The sequence below is a fragment of the Corynebacterium sp. HMSC074C01 genome (genome assembly GCF_001814605.1).
GTDB lineage: Bacteria > Actinomycetota > Actinomycetes > Mycobacteriales > Mycobacteriaceae > Corynebacterium.
In genome coordinates this window covers 1-26,503 of record NZ_KV817301.1, presented here as the reverse complement: position 1 = coordinate 26,503, position 26,503 = coordinate 1, and the positions used below count along the sequence as shown (strand labels likewise).

Annotated in this window: 21 protein-coding genes; 13 read left to right on the top strand and 8 right to left on the bottom strand. The window is 61.3% G+C overall.

All coding sequences use genetic code 11. The features are described from left to right. Nucleotides 1-17: 17 nt before the first annotated feature. The 4 genes from HMPREF2978_RS11610 to HMPREF2978_RS11595 all read right to left on the bottom strand — a co-directional run bounded on the left by HMPREF2978_RS11610 (nucleotide 18) and on the right by HMPREF2978_RS11595 (nucleotide 5,584). Nucleotides 18-863, bottom strand: coding sequence for a type IV toxin-antitoxin system AbiEi family antitoxin domain-containing protein (locus tag HMPREF2978_RS11610; protein ID WP_070745821.1), 846 nt, complete (start codon nucleotides 861-863; stop codon nucleotides 18-20). Nucleotides 864-1,642: 779 nt separating this feature from the next. Then, nucleotides 1,643-3,073, bottom strand: coding sequence for an amino acid permease (locus tag HMPREF2978_RS11605; protein ID WP_070528984.1), 1,431 nt, complete (start codon nucleotides 3,071-3,073; stop codon nucleotides 1,643-1,645). A 162-nt stretch (nucleotides 3,074-3,235) separates the two neighbouring features. Continuing rightward, complete coding sequence (gene dapD, locus HMPREF2978_RS11600) at nucleotides 3,236-4,207, bottom strand: 2,3,4,5-tetrahydropyridine-2,6-dicarboxylate N-succinyltransferase (protein WP_070528981.1); 972 nt, start codon at nucleotides 4,205-4,207, stop codon at nucleotides 3,236-3,238. A gap of 18 nt (nucleotides 4,208-4,225) precedes the next feature. Beyond that, entirely contained in the window at nucleotides 4,226-5,584 is a 1,359-nt protein-coding gene (locus HMPREF2978_RS11595) for an amino acid permease (protein WP_070745655.1), read from the bottom strand. Nucleotides 5,585-5,675: 91 nt separating this feature from the next. On the opposite strand from HMPREF2978_RS11595, the gene dapE reads away from it, so the two are divergent. The 7 genes from dapE to HMPREF2978_RS11560 all read left to right on the top strand — a co-directional run bounded on the left by dapE (nucleotide 5,676) and on the right by HMPREF2978_RS11560 (nucleotide 10,602). Then, nucleotides 5,676-6,764: a succinyl-diaminopimelate desuccinylase gene (gene dapE, locus HMPREF2978_RS11590; RefSeq protein ID WP_070528975.1), complete on the top strand. Its 1,089-nt coding sequence runs from the start codon at nucleotides 5,676-5,678 to the stop codon at nucleotides 6,762-6,764. 7 nt (nucleotides 6,765-6,771) lie between these two features. Next, entirely contained in the window at nucleotides 6,772-7,542 is a 771-nt protein-coding gene (locus HMPREF2978_RS11585; RefSeq protein ID WP_070528970.1) for an LOG family protein, read from the top strand. Between the two features lie 26 nt (nucleotides 7,543-7,568). Continuing rightward, nucleotides 7,569-8,381 (top strand): dihydropteroate synthase, encoded by an 813-nt coding sequence (gene folP, locus HMPREF2978_RS11580; RefSeq protein WP_210383659.1) that lies wholly within the window; start codon nucleotides 7,569-7,571, stop codon nucleotides 8,379-8,381. A gap of 3 nt (nucleotides 8,382-8,384) precedes the next feature. Further along, the gene (locus tag HMPREF2978_RS11575; RefSeq protein ID WP_070528964.1) at nucleotides 8,385-9,122 is read left to right on the top strand and encodes a glucosyl-3-phosphoglycerate synthase; all 738 of its coding nucleotides are present in this window, start codon (nucleotides 8,385-8,387) and stop codon (nucleotides 9,120-9,122) included. A 3-nt stretch (nucleotides 9,123-9,125) separates the two neighbouring features. After that, nucleotides 9,126-9,410, top strand: a complete 285-nt coding sequence (locus tag HMPREF2978_RS11570) for a DivIVA domain-containing protein (RefSeq protein ID WP_070745654.1) — start codon at nucleotides 9,126-9,128, stop codon at nucleotides 9,408-9,410. A gap of 130 nt (nucleotides 9,411-9,540) precedes the next feature. Beyond that, complete coding sequence (locus HMPREF2978_RS11565; protein ID WP_010187237.1) at nucleotides 9,541-9,708, top strand: DUF3117 domain-containing protein; 168 nt, start codon at nucleotides 9,541-9,543, stop codon at nucleotides 9,706-9,708. A gap of 9 nt (nucleotides 9,709-9,717) precedes the next feature. Beyond that, nucleotides 9,718-10,602, top strand: a complete 885-nt coding sequence (locus HMPREF2978_RS11560) for a methyltransferase domain-containing protein (RefSeq protein ID WP_070528954.1) — start codon at nucleotides 9,718-9,720, stop codon at nucleotides 10,600-10,602. 564 nt (nucleotides 10,603-11,166) lie between these two features. On the opposite strand, the gene HMPREF2978_RS11555 is transcribed toward HMPREF2978_RS11560, so the two are convergent. Continuing rightward, nucleotides 11,167-12,624: a GH32 C-terminal domain-containing protein gene (locus HMPREF2978_RS11555; RefSeq protein WP_070745653.1), complete on the bottom strand. Its 1,458-nt coding sequence runs from the start codon at nucleotides 12,622-12,624 to the stop codon at nucleotides 11,167-11,169. Nucleotides 12,625-12,635: 11 nt separating this feature from the next. After that, entirely contained in the window at nucleotides 12,636-13,790 is a 1,155-nt protein-coding gene (gene glgA / locus HMPREF2978_RS11550; RefSeq protein WP_070528948.1) for a glycogen synthase, read from the bottom strand. Nucleotides 13,791-13,955: 165 nt separating this feature from the next. On the opposite strand from glgA, the gene glgC reads away from it, so the two are divergent. Next, on the top strand, nucleotides 13,956-15,173 hold the full coding sequence (gene glgC, locus HMPREF2978_RS11545) for a glucose-1-phosphate adenylyltransferase (protein WP_070745651.1): 1,218 nt from the start codon (nucleotides 13,956-13,958) through the stop codon (nucleotides 15,171-15,173). A gap of 81 nt (nucleotides 15,174-15,254) precedes the next feature. Here glgC and HMPREF2978_RS11540 read toward each other — a convergent pair whose 3' ends face one another. Next, nucleotides 15,255-15,902, bottom strand: a complete 648-nt coding sequence (locus tag HMPREF2978_RS11540; protein WP_070745649.1) for an O-methyltransferase — start codon at nucleotides 15,900-15,902, stop codon at nucleotides 15,255-15,257. Nucleotides 15,903-16,065: 163 nt separating this feature from the next. Between HMPREF2978_RS11540 and sigE the strand changes: the two genes are divergently transcribed. The 3 genes from sigE to HMPREF2978_RS11525 all read left to right on the top strand — a co-directional run bounded on the left by sigE (nucleotide 16,066) and on the right by HMPREF2978_RS11525 (nucleotide 17,929). Then, nucleotides 16,066-16,731, top strand: coding sequence for an RNA polymerase sigma factor SigE (sigE, locus tag HMPREF2978_RS11535; protein WP_070528939.1), 666 nt, complete (start codon nucleotides 16,066-16,068; stop codon nucleotides 16,729-16,731). Nucleotides 16,732-16,826: 95 nt separating this feature from the next. Then, nucleotides 16,827-17,273: an anti-sigma factor family protein gene (locus tag HMPREF2978_RS11530; protein ID WP_070528935.1), complete on the top strand. Its 447-nt coding sequence runs from the start codon at nucleotides 16,827-16,829 to the stop codon at nucleotides 17,271-17,273. A 68-nt stretch (nucleotides 17,274-17,341) separates the two neighbouring features. After that, nucleotides 17,342-17,929, top strand: coding sequence for a twin-arginine translocase TatA/TatE family subunit (locus HMPREF2978_RS11525; RefSeq protein WP_070528931.1), 588 nt, complete (start codon nucleotides 17,342-17,344; stop codon nucleotides 17,927-17,929). A 6-nt stretch (nucleotides 17,930-17,935) separates the two neighbouring features. Here the strand turns inward: HMPREF2978_RS11525 and HMPREF2978_RS11520 are convergent, their stop codons facing one another. Then, complete coding sequence (locus tag HMPREF2978_RS11520; protein WP_210383652.1) at nucleotides 17,936-19,075, bottom strand: Mrp/NBP35 family ATP-binding protein; 1,140 nt, start codon at nucleotides 19,073-19,075, stop codon at nucleotides 17,936-17,938. Nucleotides 19,076-19,234: 159 nt separating this feature from the next. Here HMPREF2978_RS11520 and HMPREF2978_RS11515 point away from each other — a divergent pair, with 159 nt between their 5' ends. Both HMPREF2978_RS11515 and HMPREF2978_RS11510 read left to right on the top strand, forming a co-directional pair. Beyond that, nucleotides 19,235-20,011 carry a hypothetical protein gene (locus tag HMPREF2978_RS11515; protein ID WP_070528927.1) on the top strand — a complete coding sequence of 259 codons (777 nt, stop codon included), beginning with the start codon at nucleotides 19,235-19,237 and terminating at the stop codon, nucleotides 20,009-20,011. 389 nt (nucleotides 20,012-20,400) lie between these two features. Then, the coding region (locus HMPREF2978_RS11510; protein WP_083316543.1) for a G5 domain-containing protein at nucleotides 20,401-26,503 on the top strand (6,103 nt) is incomplete at its 3' end.

Below are 26,503 nucleotides of genomic sequence, written 5' to 3'. Positions count from 1 at the left end.
TGTCATGAAGGCAAGGGTTACATGCAAACATGCCATTCCCAGAAGGGCTGCATCACCACAGCCGGCAGCTTCGGTTTACGCCCTTTGAGCTGTTCAAGTGTGGTTTTGATGAGAAGTACGGCATCGTCGAGGTGGTAGCGGATATCGTCGGCAGTAAAGCGCAAAACCGTATATCCATGAGCCACCGCGGCGTTCTGCTTCGAGCGGTCTGCTTGAAAGGCACGACTATTTTTGTGGTGCTCCCAGCCGTCGACCTCGACGATGAGCTTGCCCATCTTCAGGTCAAAGCGGTAGTTCGCAATGAGCGCGTTGTGCTCGGGAAAGATCCCGTCCGCTCGTAGCCTTCGGCTCAGCTGGCGCTCCGGCACGCTGTCCGCGCCGATGGGCGTGTGACGAATAGTCTCCTTCAAACGCCGGGGAATTCGACGCATTCTCCGCTGGTCTTTGCTCAAGCGCTCAGGCCCAGTCTTGCCTCGATAGTGTTCTTCCAGCAGCTGCCCGCAAGCAGATGCTAAACGACGAGCAGCCCACAGCACCTGGACCACAGGCAGGTCATTCACCTTGGTTGTAGCCGAAAGCCGTGAATGCGTCACCCGAAAGTTCTTCCCTTTGAGCGTGCGCGGCCCCTCGGCTTCCAGCGGGAACGTCAACTTCCGCCCCAAGTGAATTTCCCGCGCGGTCTTACCCGTGAAATGTATTCGACTCAGCCCGTGAGCTAGGGCGCGTGCCACGGCCAGCGGCGACCACTCATCGCTGTAAATTCCCCGGTGCACACGAAAGAGTTTTCCCGCGCGGAGCTTCCGCCTGATTGCCTCCTTGCTCAGTCCCATCTCACGGAGCTCCGCGGTTGTCCATGCCTTCATGAAGCTCAAGGTATGCATTGCTTCACGACGCGTCGATAGTCAACTACCTACCTGTGGATAACTCGGGTTCGAAGTCCAGTTTTCCGGGGGTTATGTTGACGTGTCGCTAATTTTCCTGCGGCATTCATCTTCATTATCTCTTGGTTAGCCCCATTGGGGACTCCGCCAAGTAGCAAATAGCGCAGCCTGGCTGCTCGACCCGGCCCACGCCCTTCGTACGGGTGCTGGCCCCACCCTTCGCGGCCACCGGAATCGATTCTGTGCCCTTAAAGCATTCGCTGGTGAGCGCGAAGGGCGGGTGGTGATGTGGCGGGGTGGAGAGAACCGCTGCCTGGACCCTACCCCTGGCGCTCACCGGGATCGCTGATTAGCTGCTAGAGCGTTCGGCGGTGATCGCGAAGGGTGGAGCTGGGTTGGAAACTACATCGGAGCCGGGAATTGCATCGAGCACCGTTCGCGCTCACCGAGTGCCCATTGCCGACGCCCCACGTCCCAGCCGTGAGCGTGAAGGGAAGAGGCGGAGGGGAAGAGGCGCCGCTCGGGTCCACCTACCTTTGCGGTCACGGTGGCAGGCGCCTGTCATTGCCCGCCCATTGTTGGTGATCGCGAAGGGCGCTTGTCGGGGTGACGGCTCACGCGGTATGCCCTTGCCGGCCACCGAGAGCGGAGAAACGGCGCTACATCGTGTGCTGGTGAGCGCGAAGGGGGGTGGAGTGACAGCGAGGAAGGGGCGCGGTTGCGAGAAGAGGCGCGGAGGCGAGCAGGGCGGCGAGGAGCGGCTAGCGGGTTTTGAGTTCCTCTGCGGTAGGTAAGGGCAGCCGGGCTGTAGGGGAGATGCCGCGGGCCTTGGCATTGATGACGCCGGCGATGGCTAGCACAGCGAACATGGTGGCGGCGGAGAAGAGCTGGATGCGGGCGGAGGCGTCGGTAAGCATGAGTACCGCAATAGCTGCAAAGAGTGCCAGGGCGAACCACGTGAGGTAAGGGTAGGCCCACATGCGCACCGGCAGCGGGTGGATGGCCTCGAGCTGCGGGCGCAGGCGCAACTGGCTCACCGCGATGAAGACCCACACGATGAGCAGCGAGGCTCCAGCGGCGTTGAGCATGAAGGACAGCAGCCACCCGGTATCTGCATAGTTGAGAACAACCATCACCGCGGAAAGAATGACAGACAACGCGATGGCCGCAGTCGGGACGCCGCGGCTGTCTGTCGACGCGAAGAGCTTGGGGGCTTCACCGCGGCTAGCCAGCGAGTGCATCATGCGGGAGGAAGCATAGATCTGCGCGTTGAAAGCAGAGAGCAGCGCGAGGACGATGACCACTTCCATAATGGCCGCAGCGCCTGGGATTCCGGCGCGGTCCAAGACCATGGTGAACGGCGACTCGGCGGCAGATTGCGCGGAGCCGAGCGAAGAATAGGGCAGGAGGAAGGTGATAACGAGGACAGAGCCCAGGTAGAACACCGAAATGCGGGTAATGGTTGTGCGTACCGCGTTGACGAGGGATTTCTCGGGGTCCTCGGATTCCGCCGCGGCGATGGCGACAACCTCGATGCCGCCGAAGGCGAAGGCCACGGCGAGCAGGCCGGCGGCCACGCCGCCAAGGCCGTTGGGCATGAAACCGTCGGCAAGGAAGACTGACGTGCCGATGAAGGTGTGGCCGGGGAGCAGACCGAAGATGAGCAGCGCACCGATGACAAGGAAAGCAATGATGACGGCGACCTTGATGAAGGCGAACCAGTACTCAAACTCACCAAATAAACGCACGCGCAGGAGGTTGATGGTGCCGAAGAGTGCCACGCAGACGGCCGCGGGGATCCACGGCGGGCAGTCGAACCATGCGCCGATGAAACCAGCAGCGCCCGTAATTTCCGCGCCGAGGACGGCGACGGTGGCAAGCCAATAAATCCAGCCCTGCGTAAAGCCTGCCCAGCGGCCAATGCCGTGCTCGGCGTATTCGGAAAAGGAGCCGGATGCGGGGATTACCGTGCCCATCTCACCGAGCATCTGCATGACCAAGATGGCAAGGAAACCCGCGATGAGGTAGGCCAAGAGGACCGCGGGGCCAGCGGCAGAAATGCCAACGCCGGTGCCTAAGAAAAGGCCTGCGCCAATGGTGGAGCCCAGCCCCATCATGGTCAGGTGGCGGACTTTCAAGCCGCTGCCGAGTGAGCTAGGTGAGGAATCGTTTTGAGCAGTCACCTTTAGCATTGTAGGCAGCCGCGAGCGGTAAGTGGGCATAAGGGGAGAATTGGTAGGGCGGGGCGAGGCCCCGTAGCGGCGCGTGCCCGGGGACAGGAAGCATGCGCCTCGGAGGCTTAGGCCACGATCGCAAAAGGCCCCCGCAGAAACAGGGGCCTCAGGCAGCAGCGTTTAGTTCTTGTGCAGATCCTCGTTGAGAGCCACAGCCTCAGACTTCCACTCCACGGCCTCGACGGCGCCGGTCACGGAGTTGCGGCGCAGCAGCACGCCGGAGACACCGGAGAGCTTAGAGCCTTTGACGGTCTCGCCCTCGGACAGGTCCAGTGCCTGAGCAATCTTGCCAAAGACCGCGATCTTGGTGCCGGCGGTGACGTAGAGGCCGGCTTCGACGACGGAGTCGTCGCCAAGCGAAATGCCCACGCCCGAGTTTGCGCCGAGCAGGCAGCGCTCACCGATGGAGATGACCTCCTTGCCGCCGCCAGAGAGGGTGCCCATGATGGAGGCGCCGCCGCCGATATCGGAGCCATCGCCCACGACGACGCCTGCGGAGATGCGGCCTTCGACCATGGAGGCGCCCAGGGTGCCGGCGTTGAAGTTGACGAATCCCTCGTGCATCACGGTCGTGCCCTCCGCGAGGTGGGCGCCGAGACGAACGCGGTCGGCGTCGCCAATGCGCACACCCGATGGGACAACGTAGTCCACCATGCGCGGGAACTTATCGACGGAGTAGACCACGACCGGGCCGCGGGAGGCGAGGCGGCCGCGGACCATCTGGAAATCAGCAACCGCGCAGGGGCCGTAGTTGGTCCACACTACGTTGGCCAGCTTGCCGAAGATCCCGTCCACATTCAGGCCGTGAGGCTTGACTGCGCGGTGGGAGAGTAGGTGCAGGCGCAGGTACGCGTCGTACGTGTCGGCGGGTGCCTCGTCAAGGTCCTTGATGGAGGTCTCCACCGCAATGCGGGCGACGCCGCGCTCCTCGTCGGGGCCAACCAGGTCAGCGAACTGCTGCGGAACCTCCTCCAAGCGTTCGGTGCCGCTGGCTTCTACAGAGATATCGGTGTGAACTGCGGGGAACCAGACGTCCAGGACGGTGCCGTCGTGGGTAATGGTTGCCAGGCCGCGTGCGGATGCTGAAGTCATAGGCTCACACCCTAGCAGCTACGCCTCGGTCGTGCGCCGTGAGTTACCCGGTAGTAGGTGGAAGATCACAACTAGGGCCACGGTCAGGATGAGGACGGCGAGGACTTGGTTGCGGGCGGAGGCGTCGAAAAGCATGAGAATTGTAAGACCCACCAGCGCCAGGGCAGTGACCCAAGGCAGCCACGGGAAGCCCGGAACACGCAGCGTGGTGAGTTCGCCGTTGGCCTTCATCTGAGGGTGCAGCTTGATGTAGGAGGCCACGATGAAACACCAGATGACCAGCAGGCAGCCGCCCACCGCGTTGAAGAGGAAGGCCAGAAGCCCCGGCGGGTTCCAGTACTGCAGCACCACCGACGCAAAGGCGAAGATGATGGAGAGCACCACCGCGTAAATGGGGGAGCCGGAGGCGTTGGTCTTGAGGAAGACGTGGTGTGCGCTGTGGTCCTTGGCCATGTCGTAGACCAAGCGGGAGGTGGCGTAAATCTGCGCATTGAAGGCGGACAGCAGCGCCAAGGCGATGATGGCTTCCATGAATCCGGCGGCGAAGGGGATCTTCGCGGCGGCGAGGACCAGCGTGAAGGGCGAGTCCGCCGCGACATCGGCGTCCTGGATGGAGCTAAAAGGCAAAGCCATGGTGATGACCAAAATGGAGCCGATGTAGAAGACCATGATGCGCACGATGATGGCGCGCACGGCAGTGGCCACGTTGTGGGCTGGGTCTTCGGATTCTGCCGCAGCAATGGTGACCAGCTCGATGCCACCGAAAGCGAAAGCCACGGCGAGCAAACCGGCGGCAAAACCAGGGCCGCCGTTGGGGAGGAAGTTCTCTGTGAAGTTGTGGCCTGCCACGGAGAGGTCCATGCCCGGCAGGATACCCAGTGCCATGAGCACGCCGACGCCCAGGAAGGCCACAATCGTGGCGACCTTGATGATGGCGAACCAGAACTCGAATTCGCCGAAGCCACCCACGGCGGCAAAGTTGACCACGGCGAAAAAGACCACGGCGACTAACGCGGGAATCCAGGGGTCCACCCCGAACCAGTTGGAGACAATCGCCGCGGCACCGGTTATCTCCGCGCCCATCACCATGACCAGCATGAACCAGTAAATCCAGCCCAATGTAAACCTGGCCCAGGGCCCGAAGGCCTGGCCCGCATAGGTAGAGAAAGCACCCAACGAAGGCCGGGCGGCGGCCATCTCGCCGAGCATCCACATCACCAAGGCGATGAGCGCACCAGCCACCGCATAGGAAATAAGGACGGAGGTGCCGGATACCTGGATGCCCAGGCCGACGCCTAGGAAGAGGCCCGCCCCCACCGCGGAGCCGAGGCCCATCATGGTGAGGTGGCGGGTTTTGAGTTGAGTGGCCGCAGCCATAGGGAAATCACCTTCAACGCTGTTGATTGTTTGCAACGGGAAGTACTTTACGCAATGCACTAAGCAACCGGGGGCGCTAGCATGGCGGGTTGTGACTTTAAATCTCTTCTCCGATCCCATTGAGCTGACCAAGGCCCTGGTGGATATCCCTAGCCCTTCGCACCACGAGCAAGCGATCGCCGATGCGGTCGAAGAGGCCCTGCGTGGTCTGGACCAGAGCAAAGTAGAGGTGGAACGCTACGGCAACACCGTGTGTGCCCGGACGAACCGGGGCCTTGAAAGCCGCGTGGTCCTCGCCGGTCATATCGATACCGTGCCCCTGGCCGATAACGTGCCCCACACCATGTCGGAGGACGGCAGCATCATGTATGGCTGCGGCACCGTGGACATGAAGTCCGGTATGGCCGTCTACCTCAACGCTTTTGCGCAGCTGTACAACTCCGATGAGCTCAAGCACGATCTCACGGTCATCGCCTATGAGGGCGAGGAGGTCGCCACCGAATTCAACGGCCTGGGCCACCTGCAGAAGGATCACCCGGAGTGGCTGCAGGGAGACCTTGCTCTGCTGGGTGAGCCCTCGGGCGCCATGATCGAGGCAGGCTGCCAAGGTACCATCCGCGTGCGCGTTACTGCCCACGGCACCCGTGCGCACTCAGCCCGCGCCTGGCTCGGCTCCAACGCGGCGCACACCTTGGCGCCGGTGATGCTCAACGTGGCCAACTACCAGCCCCGCGACATCGAGATTGACGGCTGCACCTACAAGGAAGGCCTCAACATCGTCCACCTCGAATCCGGCGTGGCCACCAATACCATCCCGGATGAGGCCTGGATGTTCGTCAACTTCCGCTTCGCCCCCGACCGCAGCACCGAGGAGGCGATGGCGCACCTGATGGAGGTCCTCGGCGAGCACGAGAACATCACCGTGGAGGTCGATGACATCGCCGGTGCCGCCCTGCCCGGTTTGGGCCAGCCAGCGGCACGTGCGCTTGTCGACGCCGTCGGCGGCAACGTCCGCGCCAAGTATGGTTGGACCGATGTGGCCCGTTTCTCCGAGATGGGTACCCCAGCCGTCAACTTCGGCGCTGGTGATCCGGGTTTTGCCCACAAGAAGGACGAGCAAGTACCCGTCACCCAGATCACCGAAGTCTCGACCGCACTCTTGAACTACCTGAAGGGATAAGACCACCATGACGCCTGAGCAACTGCGTACTCTGCGCGGACCTCTTCTCGTGCGCACTGCTGGAGAGCAGTCCTCCACTTTTGATCAGCGCCTGCTTCAGTCCGGCGCGGATCATGAGTGGCAGCACGCCGATCCCTGGCGCGTTCTGCGTATCCAGGGTGAGTTCGTGGACGGCTTCGACGCCCTGGCCAAGCTGCCCAAGGCCGTGACCGTTTTCGGCTCTGCCCGCACCCCGGAGGATGACCCGAATTATCAGTTGGGCGTGGCTTTGGGCCGCCGCCTCGTGGAGGCCAAGTACGCCGTCATCACCGGCGGTGGCCCCGGCATCATGGAGGCGGCCAACCGCGGCGCGCACGAGGCTGGAGGGCTGTCTGTAGGTCTGGGCATCGAGCTTCCGCACGAGCAGGGCCTGAACCCCTACGTAGATCTGGGGCTTAACTTCCGCTACTTCTTCGCCCGCAAGACCATGTTCCTCAAATACTCGCAGGCCTTCATCTGCCTGCCCGGCGGCATGGGCACCATGGATGAGTTCTTCGAGGTCATGTGCATGGTCCAAACCGGCAAGGTGACCAACTATCCCATCGTGCTCATGGGCACCGAATACTGGTCCGGCCTGGTGGAGTGGATGAAGAAGACCTTGGCTGAGGGCGGGTTCATCAGCCCCGAGGACCTTGATCTCTTCCTGGTCACCGACGATATCGACGAAGCCATCGCCCACATTCTGGCCGCGCACAAGGTCATGTCGGACAAGCGCCTGCGGGAGCAGGAGGGCAAGTGACCCAAGCGCACAACCTCGCGCGGGTCATGGCAATCGTCAACCGCACGCCGGACTCCTTCTACGACAAGGGCGCCACCTTCGAGCTCAACCCCGCAATCCAGCGTGCTGAGCAGGCGCTTGACGACGGCGCCTCCATCATCGACATCGGCGGCGTCAAGGCCGGCCCGGGTCAGCATGTCGACACCGCCGAGGAAATCGAGCGCGTCGTGCCCACCATTGCGGAGCTGCACCGCCGCCGCCCTGACGCGCTGATCTCCGTGGACACGTGGCGCGCCGAGGTCGCAGAGGCGGCCATCGCCGCTGGTGCCGGTCTGGTCAACGACACGTGGGCCGGCTGGAACCCCGAGCTCATCGAGGTGGCTGGCCACCACAAGGTGGGCTACGTGTGTTCGCACACCGGTGGCGTGACTCCGCGCACCCGACCACATCGTGTGCATTTCGACGACGTCGTCGCCGACGTCATCACCGAGACCACGCGGCTAGCCGAGCGCGCCGCCGACCTCGGCTGCCCAGAGGAGCTGACGTTCATCGACCCTACGCACGACTTCGGCAAGAACACTTTTCACGGCTTGGAGTTGTTGCGGCGCATCGATGAGATCGTGGCAACGGGCTGGCCGGTGCTCATGGCCTTGTCGAATAAGGACTTTGTGGGCGAGACCCTCGACCGAGCCGTCGACCAGCGCGTCGCGGGCACGTTGGCGGCGACGGCATGGTCGGCGGCACGGGGCGTGGCGGCTTTTCGTGTCCATGAGGTGGCCCCGACTCTCGACGTCATCCGTATGACCGCCGCTATCCAGGGGCACATGGCGCCCTTGGCGACGACCCGGGGGCTTGCCTAAGCCATGTCAGTCAACGTTTCCGTAGTCATCCCTGCGCTGAATGAGGAGCGCACCGTCGCCCACGTGGTGTGTGCCTGCCTGGCGGATGAACCTTTAGAAGTCATCGTCATCGATGCGGACTCGAGCGATGGGACTGCGGCGCGGGCCGCCGCGGCCGGCGCCCGGGTGTGCAATTGGCGCGACGTGGTGGAGGAGCCGCCGCAGCCTGGCAAAGGCGAGTCCTTATGGCGCGGGGTGGCCGCGGCCCGGGGAGAGGTCGTCGTGTTCATCGACGCGGACCTAGAATCCGCCGCGCCCGGGATGGTCACCGCACTCAGTGAGCCCTTCGTAGATCCGCACGTGCAGCTGGTCAAGGCGCGCTATGCACGCAGCCTGAACGGTCAGCCCACCGGTGGCGGGCGGGTCACGGAGCTGAGCGCCAAGCCGCTGCTGCGCATGTTCTTCCCTGAGCTCGCGCACATCGATCAGCCTTTGGGAGGGGAATATGCGATTCGCCGCGACGCGGCTTTAGACTTGCCCTTCGTTGCGGGTTATGGGGTGGAAGCGGGGCTGCTGATAGACGTCGCCAAGCGCTATGGCCCCTTTGCTATCGCCGAGGTGGACCTGGGTACCCGTACCCACCGCAACCGCCCGCTGGAGGAGCTAGCCCCCATGGCCGATGTGGTCTCGCGCACCATTCTCTCCCGCGCGGGCGTGGCTGGACCCGTTCCCCAACGGCCGCCGCTGCTGGGTAAGATTTAGCGCATGTTGTCCTGGATTCTGCTGATCGTTGTCCTCATCGCTCTCGTGATCATTGGCACCTGGGCGTGGGGAAGCCTCGTGGGACGGGGGACCGTCATGGAAGCGCCCGACAAGGCTGTGAATACTAACGCGGAGAATCTGCGGGCATTCGAGGAGGGGCGCTTCGATGACCTGCGCTTTGACGTGGTTGCGCGCGGCTACCGCCAGGATCAGGTGGATGCCCTTCTCGCAGAAGTGGAGCGTCGTGCGAAGGTGGCGTCTGAGGCTTCAGCGAAACCTTCGGCATAGGCTTGGTTGGGCCGTTGCTGGAGCCCGTGATTGAGCTTACGGGCAAGCCTGCGGGAGCGGGCCTGCCGCCATCGGCTGAAAAAGGGCTAGACTAGAAGGACGTATAAAACTCAGTCGAAGGAGACGCAATATGGCAGCGATGAAGCCCCGTACCACTGGTGGAGAGATGGAAGCGGTAGAGGAGTCCCGCAAGATCGTCATGCGCATTCCTTCTGACGGGGGTGGGCGCATTGTTATTGAGCTCAGCAAAGAAGAAGCAGCGGAGCTGGGTTCACTCCTCGTAGCAGTTTCTAGCTAGTCTAGGAGCATGCTTTCACATATCGTCGATATTCTGGCCGATCCCGCCGATGGCAGCGCCCTTGAGGGCGCGGATGATTTTTCCCGCCTCGTGTCGGAGACCGGCCATTCCTATGATGTGGCCAAGCAGGGCTACGTCACTCTGGCAGCTGGTGCAGGCCTGAAACACCAAGGCGATGATGCCGCGATGGTCACCGCCCGCGAAACCTACCTGGCTATGGGGCACTTTGCGCCCTTCGTGGAGGCAGTCACCGGTGCGGTGCAGGATTCTCTGGAGAATCAGGACGCAGCTCAGCATGCTGGTCTCGATGAGGATACTGCCCCCTCGCTCTTGGAGGTCGGCGCGGGCACTGGCTACTACCTTGCGCATACGCTGGACTCGATTGAAGGTGCGCGCGGCGTGGGCCTGGATATCTCTACGCACGCGGCTAAGCACCTGGCCAAGTCACATGAGCGAGTCGGCGCCGTGGTTGCGGATGTGTGGGAGCGCCTTCCGCTGAAGGATGATTCAATTCATGCCATCTCGGTGGTCTTCGCGCCGCGTAATCCGGCGGAGTTTCAGCGCGTCCTTGCGCCGGGCGGGGAGGTTATCGTGCTGACCCCGCAGGCGGGCCACCTAGACGAGCTGCGTGAGCCTCTGGGCATTCTCGGCGTGGAAGAAGGGAAGGTTGAACGCCTCTACGCGCAGGCGGAAGGTTTCCTTGAGCAGGCAGCTGATCCGGTCGATATTTCTTTCCCCATTGTCTTGGATAAGGCTTCCATCGCCGCGCAGGTGGGTATGAGCCCCTCGGCGCGCCACATTAGCCCGGAGGAGCTGGCAGAGCGCATGGCCTCCTTGCCGCAGACGTTGACCGTGACGGCCCACGCCCGCCTGGATCGACTGCGTTCGGCCTAGCGCTTTTCGGCCTTCCCTTCAAAGACCCTTCGAAGCCTCCCTTCGAAGTCTCCCTTCGAAGCGGCCCTCTAAAGACCTTCCTCCACGTCACCCTTCGCGCTCACCGGGAGTGGGCGTGGTGGAAGTTTGTAGTCCGCGGTGAGCGCGAAGGGCGCGGGTGTTTACACCGCGGTGGACTTACGCCGCATTCTCCCTTCGCGCTCACCGGCGTTGCGTGCGGCAGCCATGCGGGGCTTTCGGTGAGCGCGAAGGGCGGGCAGGGCGACAGGGCGTAGTTTGGCACAGCCCGCTTCGGTTCTTTTAGCTCAATGCCGTTTGGGGTGCGCTTGCGTATTGGTGCGTCGGCATGTTGTTAGCATCGAGCTGCATCCTCGCCGCATTCTCCCTTCGCGCTCACTGGCGTTGCGCGCAGCAGCCATGCGGGGCTTTCGGTGAGCGCGACGGGCGGAGCGAGCGAAGAGCGGTAGGGCAAAGGACAGTGGGGGCACAGGGAAAGCGGTCGAGGCCGCACAGAAAAAGAGGCCCGGACACCCGGACCTCCCTCATTAACTTCGCCTGATGCGCTTAGGAACGCTTGGTGCCCTTGCGGCTCCACGATTGTTCAATGACAGCTTCGCCATCGGTGCTGACCTCGATGGCGGAGCAACCACCGTCGAAGTAGACGCGGGAGCTCATAGCCACCAAACCGCCGTCGACGAAGACCTCAACGCTGGCACCATCCTGAATGACGGTGAGCGTATCCGAATCTCCCTCAGCCAGCGGCGCCACCGCGGGAGCGGAGTCCTTGAAGTAGTTATCGAAGGCCTTGGACATGGAGCGGTCCAGGCTGATTTCCTCACCAGTATGGCGAATGACGGCAGCGGTATCGCCAGAGCCGTCCTTCAGCGTGACGGTCACGCTCGAACCCGTAGGTACTTCGAGCACGCCCGTCCACGACTGTGCATAATCCGAAAGCTTGACGGCATCCGGCAGTCCCTCCGCCGGGGTCTGGTACAGCACGCCACCCTGCAGCGTCACCGCGCGCGGCAGGGACAGGCTATTAGCCCAGCCCTCGGCCTCCCATGTGGGGTGCTTGGTGGCGTCGTCACCGCGGCCGTTGCCGTTGAGCAGTCCGAGGATGACTGCGCGGTCGTAGCGGCGTTCCTGCGGAATCGTTCCGGTCGTGGTGTTGGTGTTGCGCGGACGGGAGAAGTCATGGCCAAAGTCCACGCGCTGGAAGCCCTTCGCAACGGTGAACACGGTGCCATCAAGGCGGCCCACGATATAGCCGGAGACATCGCGGCCCTCGCGTTCCAAGGTCACGAAGAGAACGTCGTAAATCTCCCTATCCACCTCGTCGCGCAGGCGTACCAGACGCGGTGAAACCACCGGCGGGATGGGGGAGGTGGCCGGAACCTCGCCCTCCTCAAAGCCAGGGTCCCCCTCGAAGCTCAAGGGTCCGAGGAGCGTCCAGGATTCGCCATTGGGGCTGTCCAGGATCACCGGTACCGGGGCGTCGGAATGCCCGGTCAGCGCCAGCATGAGCCAACCATCATGGCCCTCTTCGCGGTCTTCCTTGGCCCAGTCCGGGACCACGGAGGGAGAGCGGAAGCGGTCGTAGTTGGTATGGGCGCCTACGGCTTCCCCGAAGCGGACAACGTCTGGGTCGAGAGCCGAAGGATCATCAGACACGATGCATTCATCGGCGTAGTCGGTGTAGCGCGCCAAGCGCACACTCGTACCCACCGACGTCACCGACGTGAAGTACAGGTTCAGAGCGTCCTTTCCTTCCGCCACGGACCCTGCACGCAGCGATAGCTCGCCGCCGACGGGGGCGAGGACGTCGTCGCAGTCGAGCCACGCGAAGGCCGTTTTCTCGGAGGTGGAATGGCCCCAGCGCGCAGGTTGGCCGGCATCAGGACGGTACTGGTGGAACAGGTGCCAGGTATGACCGTCCCGGACGATTCCTGCGGGGGCGTCGAGGATCCCGCTATCGGGAACGAAGTGAAGTTCTGGGCGATGGTGCGTTTCTTTATGCGTCACGGCAGTCCTTCCTACATTAACGAGCGGTAAATGTCCACGGTCTGCTGCGCGATGGTAGCCCACGAGAAGTCCTCGATGGCGCGCTGGCGGCCAGCGGAACCGAAGCGTTGTGCCAGCTCTTTATCGGCGGCGACACGGTTCACGGCGGCAGCCAGATCAGCTTCAAAGGTGGCTTCGTCATTTACGTCATAGTTGACCAAAACGCCGGTTTCGCCGTCCACAACGACCTCCGGGATGCCGCCCACATTGGAAGCCACAACCGCGGTGCCACAGGCCATCGCCTCAAGATTGACGATTCCCAGCGGCTCATAAATAGAGGGGCACACGAAAACATCCGAGCCGGAATAGACCTGCTTGATCTCCTCGCGCGAGAGCATGTCCTTGACCCAGAACACGCCGTCACGCTGAGCGCGCAGCTCCTCCACGAGGGCCTCGGTCTCTGCCGCAATCTCCGGCGTATCCGGCGCGCCAGCACAGAGCACTAGCTGAATGTCTGCATCAAAATTCTGGGCAGCCTTCAGCAGGTGCTTCACACCCTTCTGCCGGGTAATCCGGCCGACGAAGGCAACGATGGGACGCTGCTTGTCGACGCCCAACTTATCCAGCACCGCGGATTCACCCGGCTGCCAGACCTGAGTATCAATGCCGTTAAGGACTACATGCACCTTGTCTGCGTCGATGCGGGGGTAGGCATCCAGGATGGAATCTTTCATCCCAGCCGACACCGCGATGACGGCATCGGCGTATTCCATGGCATTCTTTTCCGACCACGAGGAGATCTCATAGCCACCGCCGAGTTGCTCGCGCTTCCACGGCCGGTGCGGCTCGAGGGAGTGCGCGGTAACCACGTGGGGGATGCCGTACAGGCGGCCGGCAAGGTGGCCACCCAGGCCCGTGTACCAGGTGTGGGAGTGAGCCACATCGATATCGGAGGCGGCGTTGGCCATGCGCAGACCAGTGGAAAGCGTCTGCACGGCGGCATTGGCCTCCTTCAACGCAGGATCGACGCCATGCACAAAGACGTCCTTCTCATCGCGCTCAGAACCCATGCAGTGCACAGAGACATCGATGATCTCACGCATGAAGCGTGTGAGCTCTGCAACGTGGACTCCCGCTCCGCCATAAATCTCTGGCGGATACTCCTTAGAAAATATTCCGGCTCTCATACCCGCCAGAATACGGATTATCCACAGCTCGCGCTAAACCTTGACGGAGCGTTCAGCGAGGTGGGACGTCGAGAAGCAGCGGGGGAGGTGGGAGGCCGACAATAGGGGGTAGAAACAAACGCACTTCCTCTGCGCGATGCAGAAAACGTCTATAAATTGGGTGGTGTGAGAAGCCTTCCAAATGTCCTTGCCATTGTCCTTGCCGGCGGCGAGGGAAAGCGCCTCTTTCCCCTGACGGAAGACCGCGCTAAGCCCGCCGTACCTTTCGGTGGTTCCTATCGCCTGATCGACTTTGTGCTGTCGAACCTTGTCAACGCCGGATTCCTCAAGATTGCGGTGCTGACCCAGTACAAGTCCCACTCTTTGGACCGCCACATCTCCCAAGCGTGGAACCTGTCTGGACCGACCCCGCAGTACATCGCCTCCGTGCCCGCCCAGCAGCGCCGCGGTAAGCGTTGGTACAACGGTTCGGCCGATGCGATTCTGCAGTCGCTGAATCTCATCTATGACGAGAAGCCGGATTACGTCATCGTCTTCGGCGCTGACCACGTCTACCGCATGGACCCAGCGCAGATGGTGGAGGAACACATCGCGACTGGCCTGGACTGCTCGGTGGCGGGCATCCGCGTCCCGCGTTCGGAGGCTTCTGCCTTCGGCTGCATCCAGGCGGATGGGATGGGAACGATTACGGAGTTCGTCGAGAAGCCTGCCAATCCTCCGGCGACCCCGGATGATCCGAACATGACCTATGCCTCCATGGGCAACTACGTCTTCACCACGCAGGCGCTTATCGACGCTTTGCTGGAAGACGAAAAGAATGAGGACTCCGCACACGACATGGGCGGCAACATCATTCCTTATTTTGTGGAGCGTGAGCAGGCGCATGTCTATGACTTCATGGCCAATGAGGTGCCTGGCTCCACGGAGCGAGACCACGGCTACTGGCGTGACGTCGGTACTATAGACTCCTTCTATGAGGCGCACATGGACATGATTTCTGTGCACCCGATTTTCAACCTGTACAACCGTTCGTGGCCTATCCACTCCACGGATGATTCCAACTTCCCGCCGGCGAAGTTTGTGCAGAACGGTATTGCGCAGTCCTCGATGGTGGCTCCGGGCTGCATCGTCTCCGGCGGTACGGTGCGCAACTCTGTGCTGGCTTCGGATGTGCACGTGGCGGATGGCGCGACGGTGGAAGGCTCCGTCATCCTGCCGGGCGTGCGCATTGGCCGCGGTGCGGTGGTTCGCCACGCCATTCTGGACAAGAACGTGGTGGTCAGCGACGGCGCCATCATCGGTGTGGACCGCGAGCGCGATGAGGAGCGCTTCAAGGTTTCCGAAGGCGGCGTGGTGGTCGTGGGCAAGAACGTCAAGGTTTAAGCCGCGTTATCTCAGCGCTGAAGGCGGGCGTGCGGGTGGATTGAACTCCACTCCACGCCCGCTTTTGTGGTGCTTGGCGGACTACAGCTTCGTGATGAGCGTCAGGCCCGCCCCATACGGCAGACGGGTCACGGCCGCACCCTCAAGGGAGCGAGCGAATTCGTCGGCCTCGCGCGCGGCGGCGGTGTCGCGGTCGGTGCGGGAGGGGTCGGCCACGGTGCCGTCGAGAAGCGCATTGGCCAACACCAAGGTGCCGTGTTGGTGCAGCAAAGGCCAAGCGGCCTTGAGCAGCGCGGGCATATCGAGCGCGGGGGCCTCGGCGTAGATCACCTGGTAGGTGTCATTGGCCAGGCGGCCCATGATGTCGAGCGGCCGGGACGGCAGGAAGCGGCCGCGGCTGGGGGAGTAGCCGGCCTCGCGGAAGGTTTGCTTGGCGCTGGCCTGGTGCTCGGCCTCCGGATCGATGCAGGTGAGAATTCCATTCTCCGGCATGCCGGCAAGCAGGTAGAGGCCCACGACGGATGCAGCGGGAGTAATCGCCACCGCTTGCGGGCGGGAGGTGGTGCCGGAAGAGACAGCCGCGAGCGTGCTCAGCAGCTGTCCGGTCGCCTCATCGGGGGCCGGCAGGCCATACTCCTCCGCATGGGCGCGGGCGCCGGCGAGAACCTCGGAGACCTCGCTGGTGGATTCGATGTAGGTTCGCATTGCGTCATAAGCCGTAGTAGTCACAAAAGAAAACCATAGTGAAATCCCCACGCCTGCGTGCTGAGAATCGCCCGCAACTGCCTTTGCCTGTGACTCAAGAAGCGCATGTAAGAGGAGTGACGAATTCACAGCCTGCTCACAGTATGCTGGCTGGAGTTTCGGCGCGCACTATAGAAAGATATTCGCCATGACCACACAGCAGCGCGAGTTTGAGCCCGCTCACCGTTCCACCGATTCCTCCGCCACTGGCAGCCATGATGCCAGTGCTGAAACTGAGAAGTTGACCGGAACCGCTGCTTTCGATGCCGGCCAGGCCGAGATGCCTTCGTGGGGCGAGCTCGTGGCCGAGCACGCCGATGATGTCTATCGCTTGGCTTACCGCCTTTCCGGTAACCAACACGATGCCGAAGACCTCACGCAGGAGACCTTCATGCGCGTCTTCCGCTCCTTGGATAAGTACCAAGCGGGAACCTTTGGGGGCTGGCTGCACCGCATCACCACCAACCTCTTCTTGGACATGGTCCGCCACCGTTCCAAGATCCGCATGGAGGCCCTGCCGGAGGATTATGAGCGCGTCCCCGGCACGGACATGACTCCGGAGCAGGCCTACACGGTGGCCAACCTCGATCCGGCGTTGCAGTCCGCACTGGATAACCTGGCGCCGGACTTCCGCGTGGCAGTGGTTCTCTGTGATGTCGTGGGCATGAGCTACGACGAAATCGCTGAAACTCTCGGCGTCAAGATGGGTACCGTTCGCTCCCGCATTCACCGCGGCCGCTCCCAGCTGCGCGCGGCCTTGGAAAAGGAAGCCCAGACCAACGCGGACACCCGCAGCCTGCTGCGTACGCGCTAGACTGGGCAGCGTTTGAATCTGAGACCGCGAGACGTTCGGACTTAGGCAGCATGCCTAGGCAGGGAAAACTCGCACTGAGTTGAGGTGACGTTGAGGTGAAAGAAGAAGGGCATAATGATTGCCATTCCCTGAGCCTGTCCGGGTTCTTCACCGAGGCCCAAGCAAAGGTCCGCGATAAAGCCAAGGCCCGCGCTCAGCGGGCGGACACCATTGGCCACTTGGGGCCCGAGGCAGTCGTGGCTTTCGTCGACGGCGAGATGCCACCCAAGTATGCCCACCGCGTGCGCATCCACCTCGTGCACTGCCCGGAATGCCGCGCAGAAATTCACCACCAGCGCAATGCCGCCGAGTGGGTGCGCGAATGTAGCGTGGAATCCCACGTCAAGGCGCCGGATTCACTCATGGCGAAGCTCGCGGGCATCGCCCACCAGGGCGTCGGCCCCGGGCCGGATGCGGAAGCGCCCGCGCACCAGCCACGCCAGGACTTTCTGGACAAGGTGGAGATGGTCGTGCGCGCCATCCGGCACAACCAAAGGGGATAACTCAAACCCCGAAGCCTCCCGCGCGCCCGTCACCCTGTCTCCTTCATCGAAGTAGTTAAGATAGTTTCGTGTTTTCCTCAATTGGTTGGGTCGAGATCCTTGTCATCGTGCTCCTCGGCCTCGTCATCATCGGCCCCGAGCGCCTGCCCGGCGTGATCATGGACGTGCGCGCGGCTATCTACGCGGCGCGCAAGGCCATTGCCAACGCGAAGGCGGAACTCAACGGTGAAATGAGCGGTCTCGGCGCGGAGTTCGATGATCTCCGCGTACCTCTCAGCCAGGCGGCAGAGTGGACGCGCATGGGGCCGCGCGGGGTTATCACCAAGGCGCTTTTCGACGGCGACGATTCCGCCTGGGACGATTTCAACCCGAAAAAAATGGCTGAGGACATCAAGAAGAGCACCAGCCCGTATGAGCACGATGCAGAAGTAAACAACCAGCCCGCTCACCCCCAGCAAGGGCCAGTGCAGCCATCACAGCCACAAAATCAAGGCCGGCCGACCTTTGACTATTCACAGGTCTATCCGGACCTGGGCGCTCAGCAGCCGGCGGGGGAGAATCCGGTGGGGGAGAAGGCTACTAAAACGACGCAGCCCCCGCGCGGCGGGAATGCACCCACCGGCGAGGGCAGCTCCTCCTGGGAGGACGTAACTTAAGGGCTTTTAGCTCTTGCGGGTAACACCCAAGCCGAGCTTCTTGCCCACGAGGGAATCGGAGCGCACCGCAATGGAATCCGCCACCTTGTTGATGGCTGCGGTAGCGGGGGAGTCGGGCGCAGAGATGACGATGGGGGTTCCGGCATCGCCAGCCGCACGCAGGCTCGGATCGAGCGGGATGCTCGACAGCAAAGGAACCTCGTGGCCCAGCAGGACGCTGAGGCGCTCGGCCACCACTGTGCCGCCGCCGGAGCCGAAGATATCCATGGTGGAGCCATCCGGCATGACCATCGCACCCATGTTCTCAATCACGCCGGCCACACGCTGGCGCGTTTGCTGGGAGATGGAACCGGCGCGCTCAGCCACCTCGGCCGCAGCAGCCTGCGGGGTGGTCACAATCAGCAGCTCAGCATTCGGGATGAGCTGGGCCACCGACAAGGCTACGTCGCCAGTACCCGGCGGCAGGTCCAGCAGGAGTACGTCCAAGTCGCCCCAGAAGACGTCCGCGAGGAACTGCTGCAGGGCGCGGTGGAGCATCGGTCCGCGCCAGACCACGGGCGCGTTGCCCTCCACGAACTGGCCAATGGAAATGTGCTTGATGCCGTGGGAGATGGGGGGAAGCAGCATTTCGTCGTCAAGCACTGTGGGGCCCGCCGTGGAACCCAGCAGGCTGGGCACGGAGTGGCCGTAGATATCGGCGTCCACGATGCCCACCTTGAGCCCCTTGTTGACCAAGGCTGCGGCTAGGTTCACCGTGACGGAGGACTTGCCCACGCCGCCCTTGCCGGAGGCCACCGCGAAAACGCGGGTGGTGGACTCGGGCTTGGCAAAGGGGATCTCCGGCTCGGCCTGCCCGCCGCGCAGCTTCTGCTTGAGCTCTTTACGCTGATCGTCGCTCATCGGCGTCATGGAGATGCTGATGTTGCCGACACCGTCGAGCTCCGCTACGGCCGCGCGGGTATTGGACTCGATGGTGCCCTTCATCGGGCAGCCGGCGATGGTGAGATAAAGCTCGATGTCGACGTCCGGACCATTGACGGCCACGGACTTGACCATGCCCAGCTCCGTGATGGGGCGTCCGATTTCTGGGTCATCGACGCGGGTGAGCGCGTCGCGAACGGAAGATTCAGTAATAGCGCTAGTCATAACGCGCATTAGTCTAGTCACTTGCTATCGGGGAGAGCCACACCGCCGTCTGGCCAGCGGGGTGTGTAAGATTCAGCCAGATACTGCGGCCCAGCGCTGCTGACTGAGAACCCTGAAGAACAGCGACATGTGTGCTGCATGTCCGGTTGAATAGAAAGAATGCGCCTGATTCTGATGCCCCGCCTTATTGGACGTTCCCGCACCTTCGCCCGCATTGTTGGGGTGGCCTTGGTGGGGGTTGCGGGGGCGTCGCTTAGCGCCTGCTCCGGGTATGAACCCAAGCCGGTGCCGAACCCAGTGAACTCGGCGCCGATCACCATCATGATTGATCCGACTTCCCATAAGCAGCGCGTGCTGGCGGAAATCTATCGCCAGACCTTGCGCGATGAGGGGCGCGCGGCTACCGTATCCCAGAAACATATGCTGGTGCGCCAGGGAGGGGAGCACGTCAGCGGTATAAGCACCAACGGCAACTTCTTCGTTGGCTGCACGGGTGAATTCTTAAGCGTCTACAACCCGGAGGAAGCCCGCGCGATTTCCAAGGACTACGTGGCTGTCAAGGAAGAGGGCACCAAGGACGTGGACTTTTTGGAGCGCACCCACGTCGCGCTCATGGCGTCTTTGCCCCCGGAGGTCTCCGTCGTGGAGCCTGCCGGTGCCGAAGGCTGCCCCAATTCAAAACCGGAGCTTCCGCAGAATTACGTCGTGGTCTACCAAGACGGGCTATTCAACCGCGATGAAAAGCTGGAAGTTGCCTCCATTACCAAGTTCCTCACCGCGCAGGACCTCGATGAAGTTGTCCAGGAAGTAGAAGACTCCGAGGACTTTGAGGCGACCGTACGCGCCTGGATAGAGGCCAACCTCATGCAGAACCTCAATGAGGAAGGCGACTCCAACTCTTCCGGTGGCTCGGATTTGGTCCACGAGGAGTCCTAGAAGAGACAAGCTAGGGGGCGCAGTCCTCGGCGTCTGGGGGTGGCGATACGGGACTGCATATAACGGCGATGGGCACGCCCTGCTTGGCGACGTCTCGCCGCACCGCCCCACTCCCTACGTGTGGAAACCGATCAGTATCTCACAGAGTGGTCGATTCCAGGAAATCTATAATTCCCACGCGCTTGTGTACTTATTCTTAAAGATTCCAGGTAAAACCCTGTTTTTCTTGCGGTTTTATGTATAGGAGGGTACAATTTTTAGCGTTCACCTGCCTATTTCCTGTCAATCCTTAAACGAATTTGTGAGGAAATGTCTTGAGAAGCCGCCGCGGCTTTCGGGTTTCCGCACTGTGGGGTGGGCAGGGTACCGCATTTGAAAGGACCTAAGGAATGAATGCACCACGAAGTGGCTCGGCCCGTCGGCCCTCTTCCCGTAAAGGGGTAGCAGCTCTTTCTGCTATTACACTCGCGCTGAGCGGCCTCAGCATCACCTCTTTTAACACGGTGGTTCCGGAGGCTAATGCCGCCACCCTCAGCGGCGGCATCCGCGACAAGTCCGGCGCGGTGGAGAAGGACGCCCAGAAGGCCTCCGACCTGCCGGCCGGTTCGTGTACTGTCTCAGAAAGCACTACGGAGGGCAGCCAGGCTGGTTTCAGTTGGTATACCTCTGAGCCGTCTGCGACCAGTCCCTCGAAAACCCGGTGGGGCTTGAGCGTCTCCTTTGATAACTCGAAGGACCGCACGTTCGCCGATTGGGGCTTTACCAATAACGGCAGGATGGGCGCATACCTTGATGCAGCTCAAATTCCCGCTTTGAATGCTGGTCAGACCCTTGTTGACAAGGTGGTCACGCACAAGGCCGACGAAATTCTCGGTATTACTGCTTCTGGGCCACAACGACCCCTGAATCTCAATGCGAAGCTGACCGATGCCAAAGTCAAGCAGTTCGCTGAGGCCACTGCCACGAACCCGGTACGTTATGCCTGGCAGGGCAACTATAAGCAGGACAATCCTCAAGGGCCAAGGGCCACCCAGGGAACCAACTCATCCTTTACGGCCATCGTGAACCCGTGGCCGAGCGAGAACATCGAATGTAACCCGATTACGGTGTCGTGGGAGAGCTTCGAGAAGCACGTTATCGTCCCTGGTGAGCAAACCAAGGTCGGTAAGATCAACGTTCCTGCTGTTGCGAACGGCGGCACGGATGATTCGATGTCCCGCATGGTCGTAGAGGCCTACGACGGCAATGGCAAGTTCATCGGCACCACGGACCCGGCGGCATCTGGGGGTACGCAGAACCTGCGTATCGACGAAGCCACTGGCGAGATCTTCTTCACGTGGCCTGAGTACCGCGGTACTGACCTGGCCACTGATAAGAACGTAAACTTCTCCGTTCTGGCAAAGCCACGTACCGTCGACCAGCTCCAGGCTGCTGGTGAGAACAACAATGAGTGGGGTAACACTCAAGTATTCGATAGCTCCAACTCGCTGACGCGCTACAGTAAGGCGAACGTCATCGACTCGAAGGCGTTCTCCCTGGACGACACCGAGTACCACTCCCCGAAGTACGACAAGACGGATGCGTCGATCATCTCGGGCGTTGATAGTGCTACCGGTCCGATTGCTACCGAGCCGCAGAAGGTCACCTTCACCCAGACCCCGGACCTGATCAAGGACCTGGTCAAGAAGAAGGGTGACGGCGGCTTCGAGGCTAAGGTCACTCTGGACGAGAAGTACGTCTTCGATGGCTGGTCCGTTGAGATGGACGAGGACTACAACGTCACCGTCACTGCTCCTGAGAACCCGAAGCCGGGTAGCTTTGCGCAGCCCAAAATCACTGTCGAGTACTCGAACGGCTCCACAGACGTACTCCAACTCCTCGTGGTTGTCGACCCGAACAACACCCAGGTCACAGACCTCGTGCGCCCTGGCCTATCCAAGGGCAAGCTGAACGAGGAAATTACCGCCCAGGTGGGCACCAAGTCCATCATGAAGGGCCACAAGCCGGTCCACCCGGCCAAGTTCGAGATTGATCAGTCCACTGTCCCTGAGGGATGGACCGTCACCGTCGATGACACCGGCAAGGTTACCGCGAAGGCAGATGACACAGTCACGCCGGGCAGCATCATTACCCCGAAGGTGAAGGCAACCTACCCGGACCAGACCACGGATGAGATCGAGACCCAGTTCCAGGCGATCGTGGACATCAAGATCCCGACCTACGACACAGTGACTGGTCAGCCGAATGCGAGTGTCAGCCTCACGCCTGAAATCCCGGAACGCGGTTTGAGTGGCAACACGACCGATGAGGCCCCGACGCGCTACACCTTCGAGGATGGTACTAACCAGACCACCCTTACCAGCAAGGATGGTAAGACGTGGACCGTCTTCGTGGACGAGAAAACTGGTGAGATTACGACCACGATTCCGAAGGGTGCGCAGGAAGGCGACATCCTGAATGTTCCGGTCAAGGCTCACTACAGCGATGAAGGCAAGCAGAAGCCGCAGACGGTTGTCGGCACTGTCGTTGTCATTAAGGGAGACTTGAAGGCGAACTACAACGTCCAGGTCACCGCTCCGGGGCAGGAAGTCAAGCACCAGGTAGAGGACACTCCTGACGGCTCGACCTTCTCCTTCGGAAACAAGAATGGCAAGCCGGTTCTTACCCAGGAAGTCAATGGCTGGAAATACACCATTGACCCGAAGACCGGTGAAGTTTCCTCCACCCCGCCGGCCGATGCTAAGCCAGGTGACAAGAACACCGTCACGGTAACGGTTAACGCCCCGGGTGGTCTGACGACTCAGGCACCGGTTACCACCGTGGTCAAGCTGACCAACGCCTGGGAGTCTAAGCCGGTTGTGCCGTCGCAGACGGTCTACCCGGGTGGTACGGCGACCTCGCCGATTGGCGTCGAGAAGCCTGCGGAGATCAACCTTGATGCGGACAAGCCGTTCACCATTGATCCGAATGGCAAGGGCCTGGAGGCAACGGGTGAGAACAACGAGTTCGGCAACCCGACGTACAAGATGAAGACGGCTAACGGCGACTGGATCGTTGGTCTGGATGACAAGGGCAATGTCATCTCGACCGCGCCGGAGACCGCGAAGCCGGGCGATAAGATCGATGTCCCGGTCATCGTGACCTACGAGGACGGATCGAAGGACAACACCACCGCAACGGTCAACGTCATCGACGTTCCGAAGCGCGAGGTTCCGTTCCAGGTCGAGTACAAGTACGACGACACCGTCCCTGCCGGTACCTACAAGGTTGAGACCAAGGGTAAGCCAGGCAAGGAAGAGATGAACCTTGACGGCACCTGGGAGCGCACCCAGGAGCCAAAGAACGAAGTCGTCGTTGTCGGCACCAAGCCTGCCGAGAGCGCGAAGGACGTCGAATGGACGTTCCCGATCCCGTACCCGACCGAGGTTCGCGAGAACCCGGAGCTCAAGCCTGGCGAGATGAAGGTCATTCAGGAAGGCGAGAACGGCGAGCGGAAGTATTCCGCAAAGTTCACTTCCAAGGGCGACCAGGCTTCAGTGGCTGAGGAGAAGGTTACTAAGGAGCCGCAGACCCGCATCATTGAGGTCGGCCCGGGCATCCCTGATCAAGAGCTGACCAGTAAGAAGACCCAAGAGGTTCCGTTCGAGATCGAGTACGTCTACGACGACACTCTCGAGTCCGGCAAGCAGGTTGTCGACGAAGAGGGCGTCCCGGGTGAGCAGACCATCACTTCCACCCAGAAGATCAAGGACGGCAAGCCGGACGGCGAGCCCAGCATCAACATCGAGCAGACTAAGGCCCCGAAGAAGGCCAAGATCCGCATCGGTACCAAGACCACCGGTGAGAACGTTGAGACTGTTAAGTCTGAGGTTCCGTTCGGTGTGAAGATCGAGTTCGATCCGAACTTGCCTGCCGGCACGTCTGAGGTTGTGACGGAGGGTGTTCCTGGTGAGAAGACGGTGACGGTCAAGCGCGACATCACCAATTCCAAGCCGGGTGATCCGCAGGTCACCGAGGAAATCACCAAGCAGCCTGTTGATCAGGTGATCAAGGTTGGTACGAAGCCGTCTGAGGCTTCTGAGAAGGTGACCTGGACTGCTCAGGTTCCGTTTGAGGTTGAGACTCGTCCGAATCCGGAGTTGAAGCCGGGTGAGATCAAGGTCGTCCAGAAGGGCGTGCCTGGTGAGAAGACCTACACTGCTGACTTCACCGCTAAGGGTGATCAGGCAACGGTCACGCCGGAGGAGAAGCAGACCAAGGCTCCGGTTAACCAGATCATCGAGTACGGTCCGGCGACTGAGGACACCTCTGTGGTGACTAAGGTTGAGAAGCCTGTTCCGTTTGAGACTGAGATTGTCTTTGACGACTCCCTCAAGGAGGGTGAGCAGGTCGTTGATCAGCAGGGCGAGCTGGGTACCGAGGTTGTCACCTCTACCCAGAAGATCAAGGACGGTAAGCCGGATGGCGAGCCGACCGTGACCACCGAGCAGACGAAGGCACCGAAGAACGCCAAGATCCGCGTCGGTACCAAGACCACCGGTGAGGTTAAGAAGTCGGTTGAGTCTGAGGTTCCGTTCGGTATCAAGATCGAGTTTGACCCGAACCTGCCGGCAGGTACGTCGGAGACCGTTACCGAGGGTAAGCCGGGCAAGAAGACCATCACGGTGACCCAGAAGGTCACTAATTCCCAGCCGGATGGCGAGGCCACCGTTGAGGAGAAGGTCACCGAAGAGCCGGTTGATCAGGTGATCAAAGTCGGTACGAAGCCGTCGGAGGCTTCCTCGAAGGTTGAGTGGACTTCGCAGGTTCCGTTCGAGGTTGAGACTCGTCCGAATCCGGAGTTGAAGCCGGGTGAGATCAAGGTCGTCCAGAAGGGCGTTCCGGGTGAGAAGACCTACACTGCGGACTTCACCGCCAAGGGTGACCAGGCTACGGTGACCCCGGAGGAGAAGCAGACCAAGGATCCGGTTAAGGAGATCATCGAGTACGGTCCGGCCGCTGAGGACACCACTGTGGTGACCAAGGTTGAGAAGCCGGTTCCGTTCGAGACTGAGATCGTTTTCGATGATTCTCTTGAAGAAGGGCAGCAGAAGGTTGACCAACAGGGTGAGCTTGGCACTGAGGTTGTGACTTCTACTCAGAAGATCGTGGATGGCAAGCCGTCTGGTGATCCTGAGGTGAGCACTGAGCGAACCAAGGAGCCGACCAAGCAGATCATCCGCGTGGGTACCAAGACCACAGGCAAGAACACTGAGTCCATTGAGACTGAGGTTCCGTACGAGGTGAAGGTCGTCTACGACCCGAGCCTGAAGCCGGGCGAATCCAAGGTCACTCAGGAAGGCAAGCCGGGCAAGAAGAAGGTGACGATCGAACGCGACATCGTCAACTCCAAGCCGGGTGACCCGAAGATTACTGAAGAGATCATTGAGAAGCCGGTTGAGAAGATTGTCACTGTCGGCACCAAGTCGGCTGAGGCAACCAACAAGGCAACTTGGGTTGCGCCGCTGCCGTACGACACGATCGTGCGCGTGAACCCGGAGCTGAAGCCGGGTGAGATGAAGGTTGTCCAGAAGGGTGAATACGGCGAGAAGGAATTCACCGCCGACTTCACCGCGAAGGACAACACCTCCACGGTGAACACCACCGAGAAGGTAATCAAGCAGCCGGTTGAGCAGATCATCGAGTACGGTCCGAAGATTGACGACAGCGAGGTAGTGACCAAGCTGGAGAAGTCTGTTCCGTTCGAGACTGAAATCGTCTTCGATCCGAATCTGAAGGCGGGCGAGCAGGTCGTCGATAAGCAGGGCGAGCTGGGTACTGAGGTCGTCACTTCCACTCAGAAGATCGTGGACGGTAAGCCTTCCGGCGAGCCGACCGTGACCACCGAGCGCACCAAGGAGCCGAGCAACGCGGTCATTCGTGTGGGCACCAAGGCTGACCCTGTTTCCGACAAGGTCGAATGGACTGAGAAGACCCCGTACGAGACCGAGATTCGCGTGAACCCGGACCTGCAGCCGGGTGAGACCAAGGTTGTCCAAGAAGGCACGCCTGGTGAGATCAAGCACACCGTCACGGTGACTGTTGATAACGGCGAGGTGAACAAGGAGGAGTCTTCTGAGGAAATCAGCAAGCCTTCCCCGCGCATCATCGAGGTTGGTCCGGCTGAGAACCAGACTGAGCTGACGGATAAGCACACCGAGGAGATTCCGTACGAGACCATCATTGAGTACGACCCGAACCTCGAAGCGGGCAAGGTCGAAGAGGACCAGCCTGGTGTCAATGGTGAGAAGGAAGTTTCCAAGACTTGGAAGCTTGTAAACGGTGAGCCTGTGGGCGATCCGGAGACTACCGAGACGGTGACGAAGGATAAGCAGGACCGCAAGATCCGCGTTGGCACCAAGTGCAAGTGCGAGGGCCCGAGCGAGCCAGGCAACCCGGACAACCCGGACAACCCGGACGAGCCAGGCAACCCCGATGAGCCAGGCAACCCCG

Coding starts and splice junctions, on each gene's coding strand:
- HMPREF2978_RS11610 (WP_070745821.1), bottom strand. CDS start 863: ATGAAGGCATGGACAACCGCGGAGCTCCGTGAGATGGGACTGAGCAAG.
- HMPREF2978_RS11605 (WP_070528984.1), bottom strand. CDS start 3,073: ATGCTAAAGGTGACTGCTCAAAACGATTCCTCACCTAGCTCACTCGGC.
- dapD (WP_070528981.1), bottom strand. CDS start 4,207: ATGACTTCAGCATCCGCACGCGGCCTGGCAACCATTACCCACGACGGC.
- HMPREF2978_RS11595 (WP_070745655.1), bottom strand. CDS start 5,584: ATGGCTGCGGCCACTCAACTCAAAACCCGCCACCTCACCATGATGGGC.
- HMPREF2978_RS11585 (WP_070528970.1), top strand. CDS start 6,772: ATGACGCCTGAGCAACTGCGTACTCTGCGCGGACCTCTTCTCGTGCGC.
- folP (WP_210383659.1), top strand. CDS start 7,569: ATGGCAATCGTCAACCGCACGCCGGACTCCTTCTACGACAAGGGCGCC.
- HMPREF2978_RS11575 (WP_070528964.1), top strand. CDS start 8,385: ATGTCAGTCAACGTTTCCGTAGTCATCCCTGCGCTGAATGAGGAGCGC.
- HMPREF2978_RS11570 (WP_070745654.1), top strand. CDS start 9,126: ATGTTGTCCTGGATTCTGCTGATCGTTGTCCTCATCGCTCTCGTGATC.
- HMPREF2978_RS11565 (WP_010187237.1), top strand. CDS start 9,541: ATGGCAGCGATGAAGCCCCGTACCACTGGTGGAGAGATGGAAGCGGTA.
- HMPREF2978_RS11560 (WP_070528954.1), top strand. CDS start 9,718: ATGCTTTCACATATCGTCGATATTCTGGCCGATCCCGCCGATGGCAGC.
- glgA (WP_070528948.1), bottom strand. CDS start 13,790: ATGAGAGCCGGAATATTTTCTAAGGAGTATCCGCCAGAGATTTATGGC.
- sigE (WP_070528939.1), top strand. CDS start 16,066: ATGACCACACAGCAGCGCGAGTTTGAGCCCGCTCACCGTTCCACCGAT.
- HMPREF2978_RS11520 (WP_210383652.1), bottom strand. CDS start 19,075: ATGACTAGCGCTATTACTGAATCTTCCGTTCGCGACGCGCTCACCCGC.
- HMPREF2978_RS11515 (WP_070528927.1), top strand. CDS start 19,235: ATGCGCCTGATTCTGATGCCCCGCCTTATTGGACGTTCCCGCACCTTC.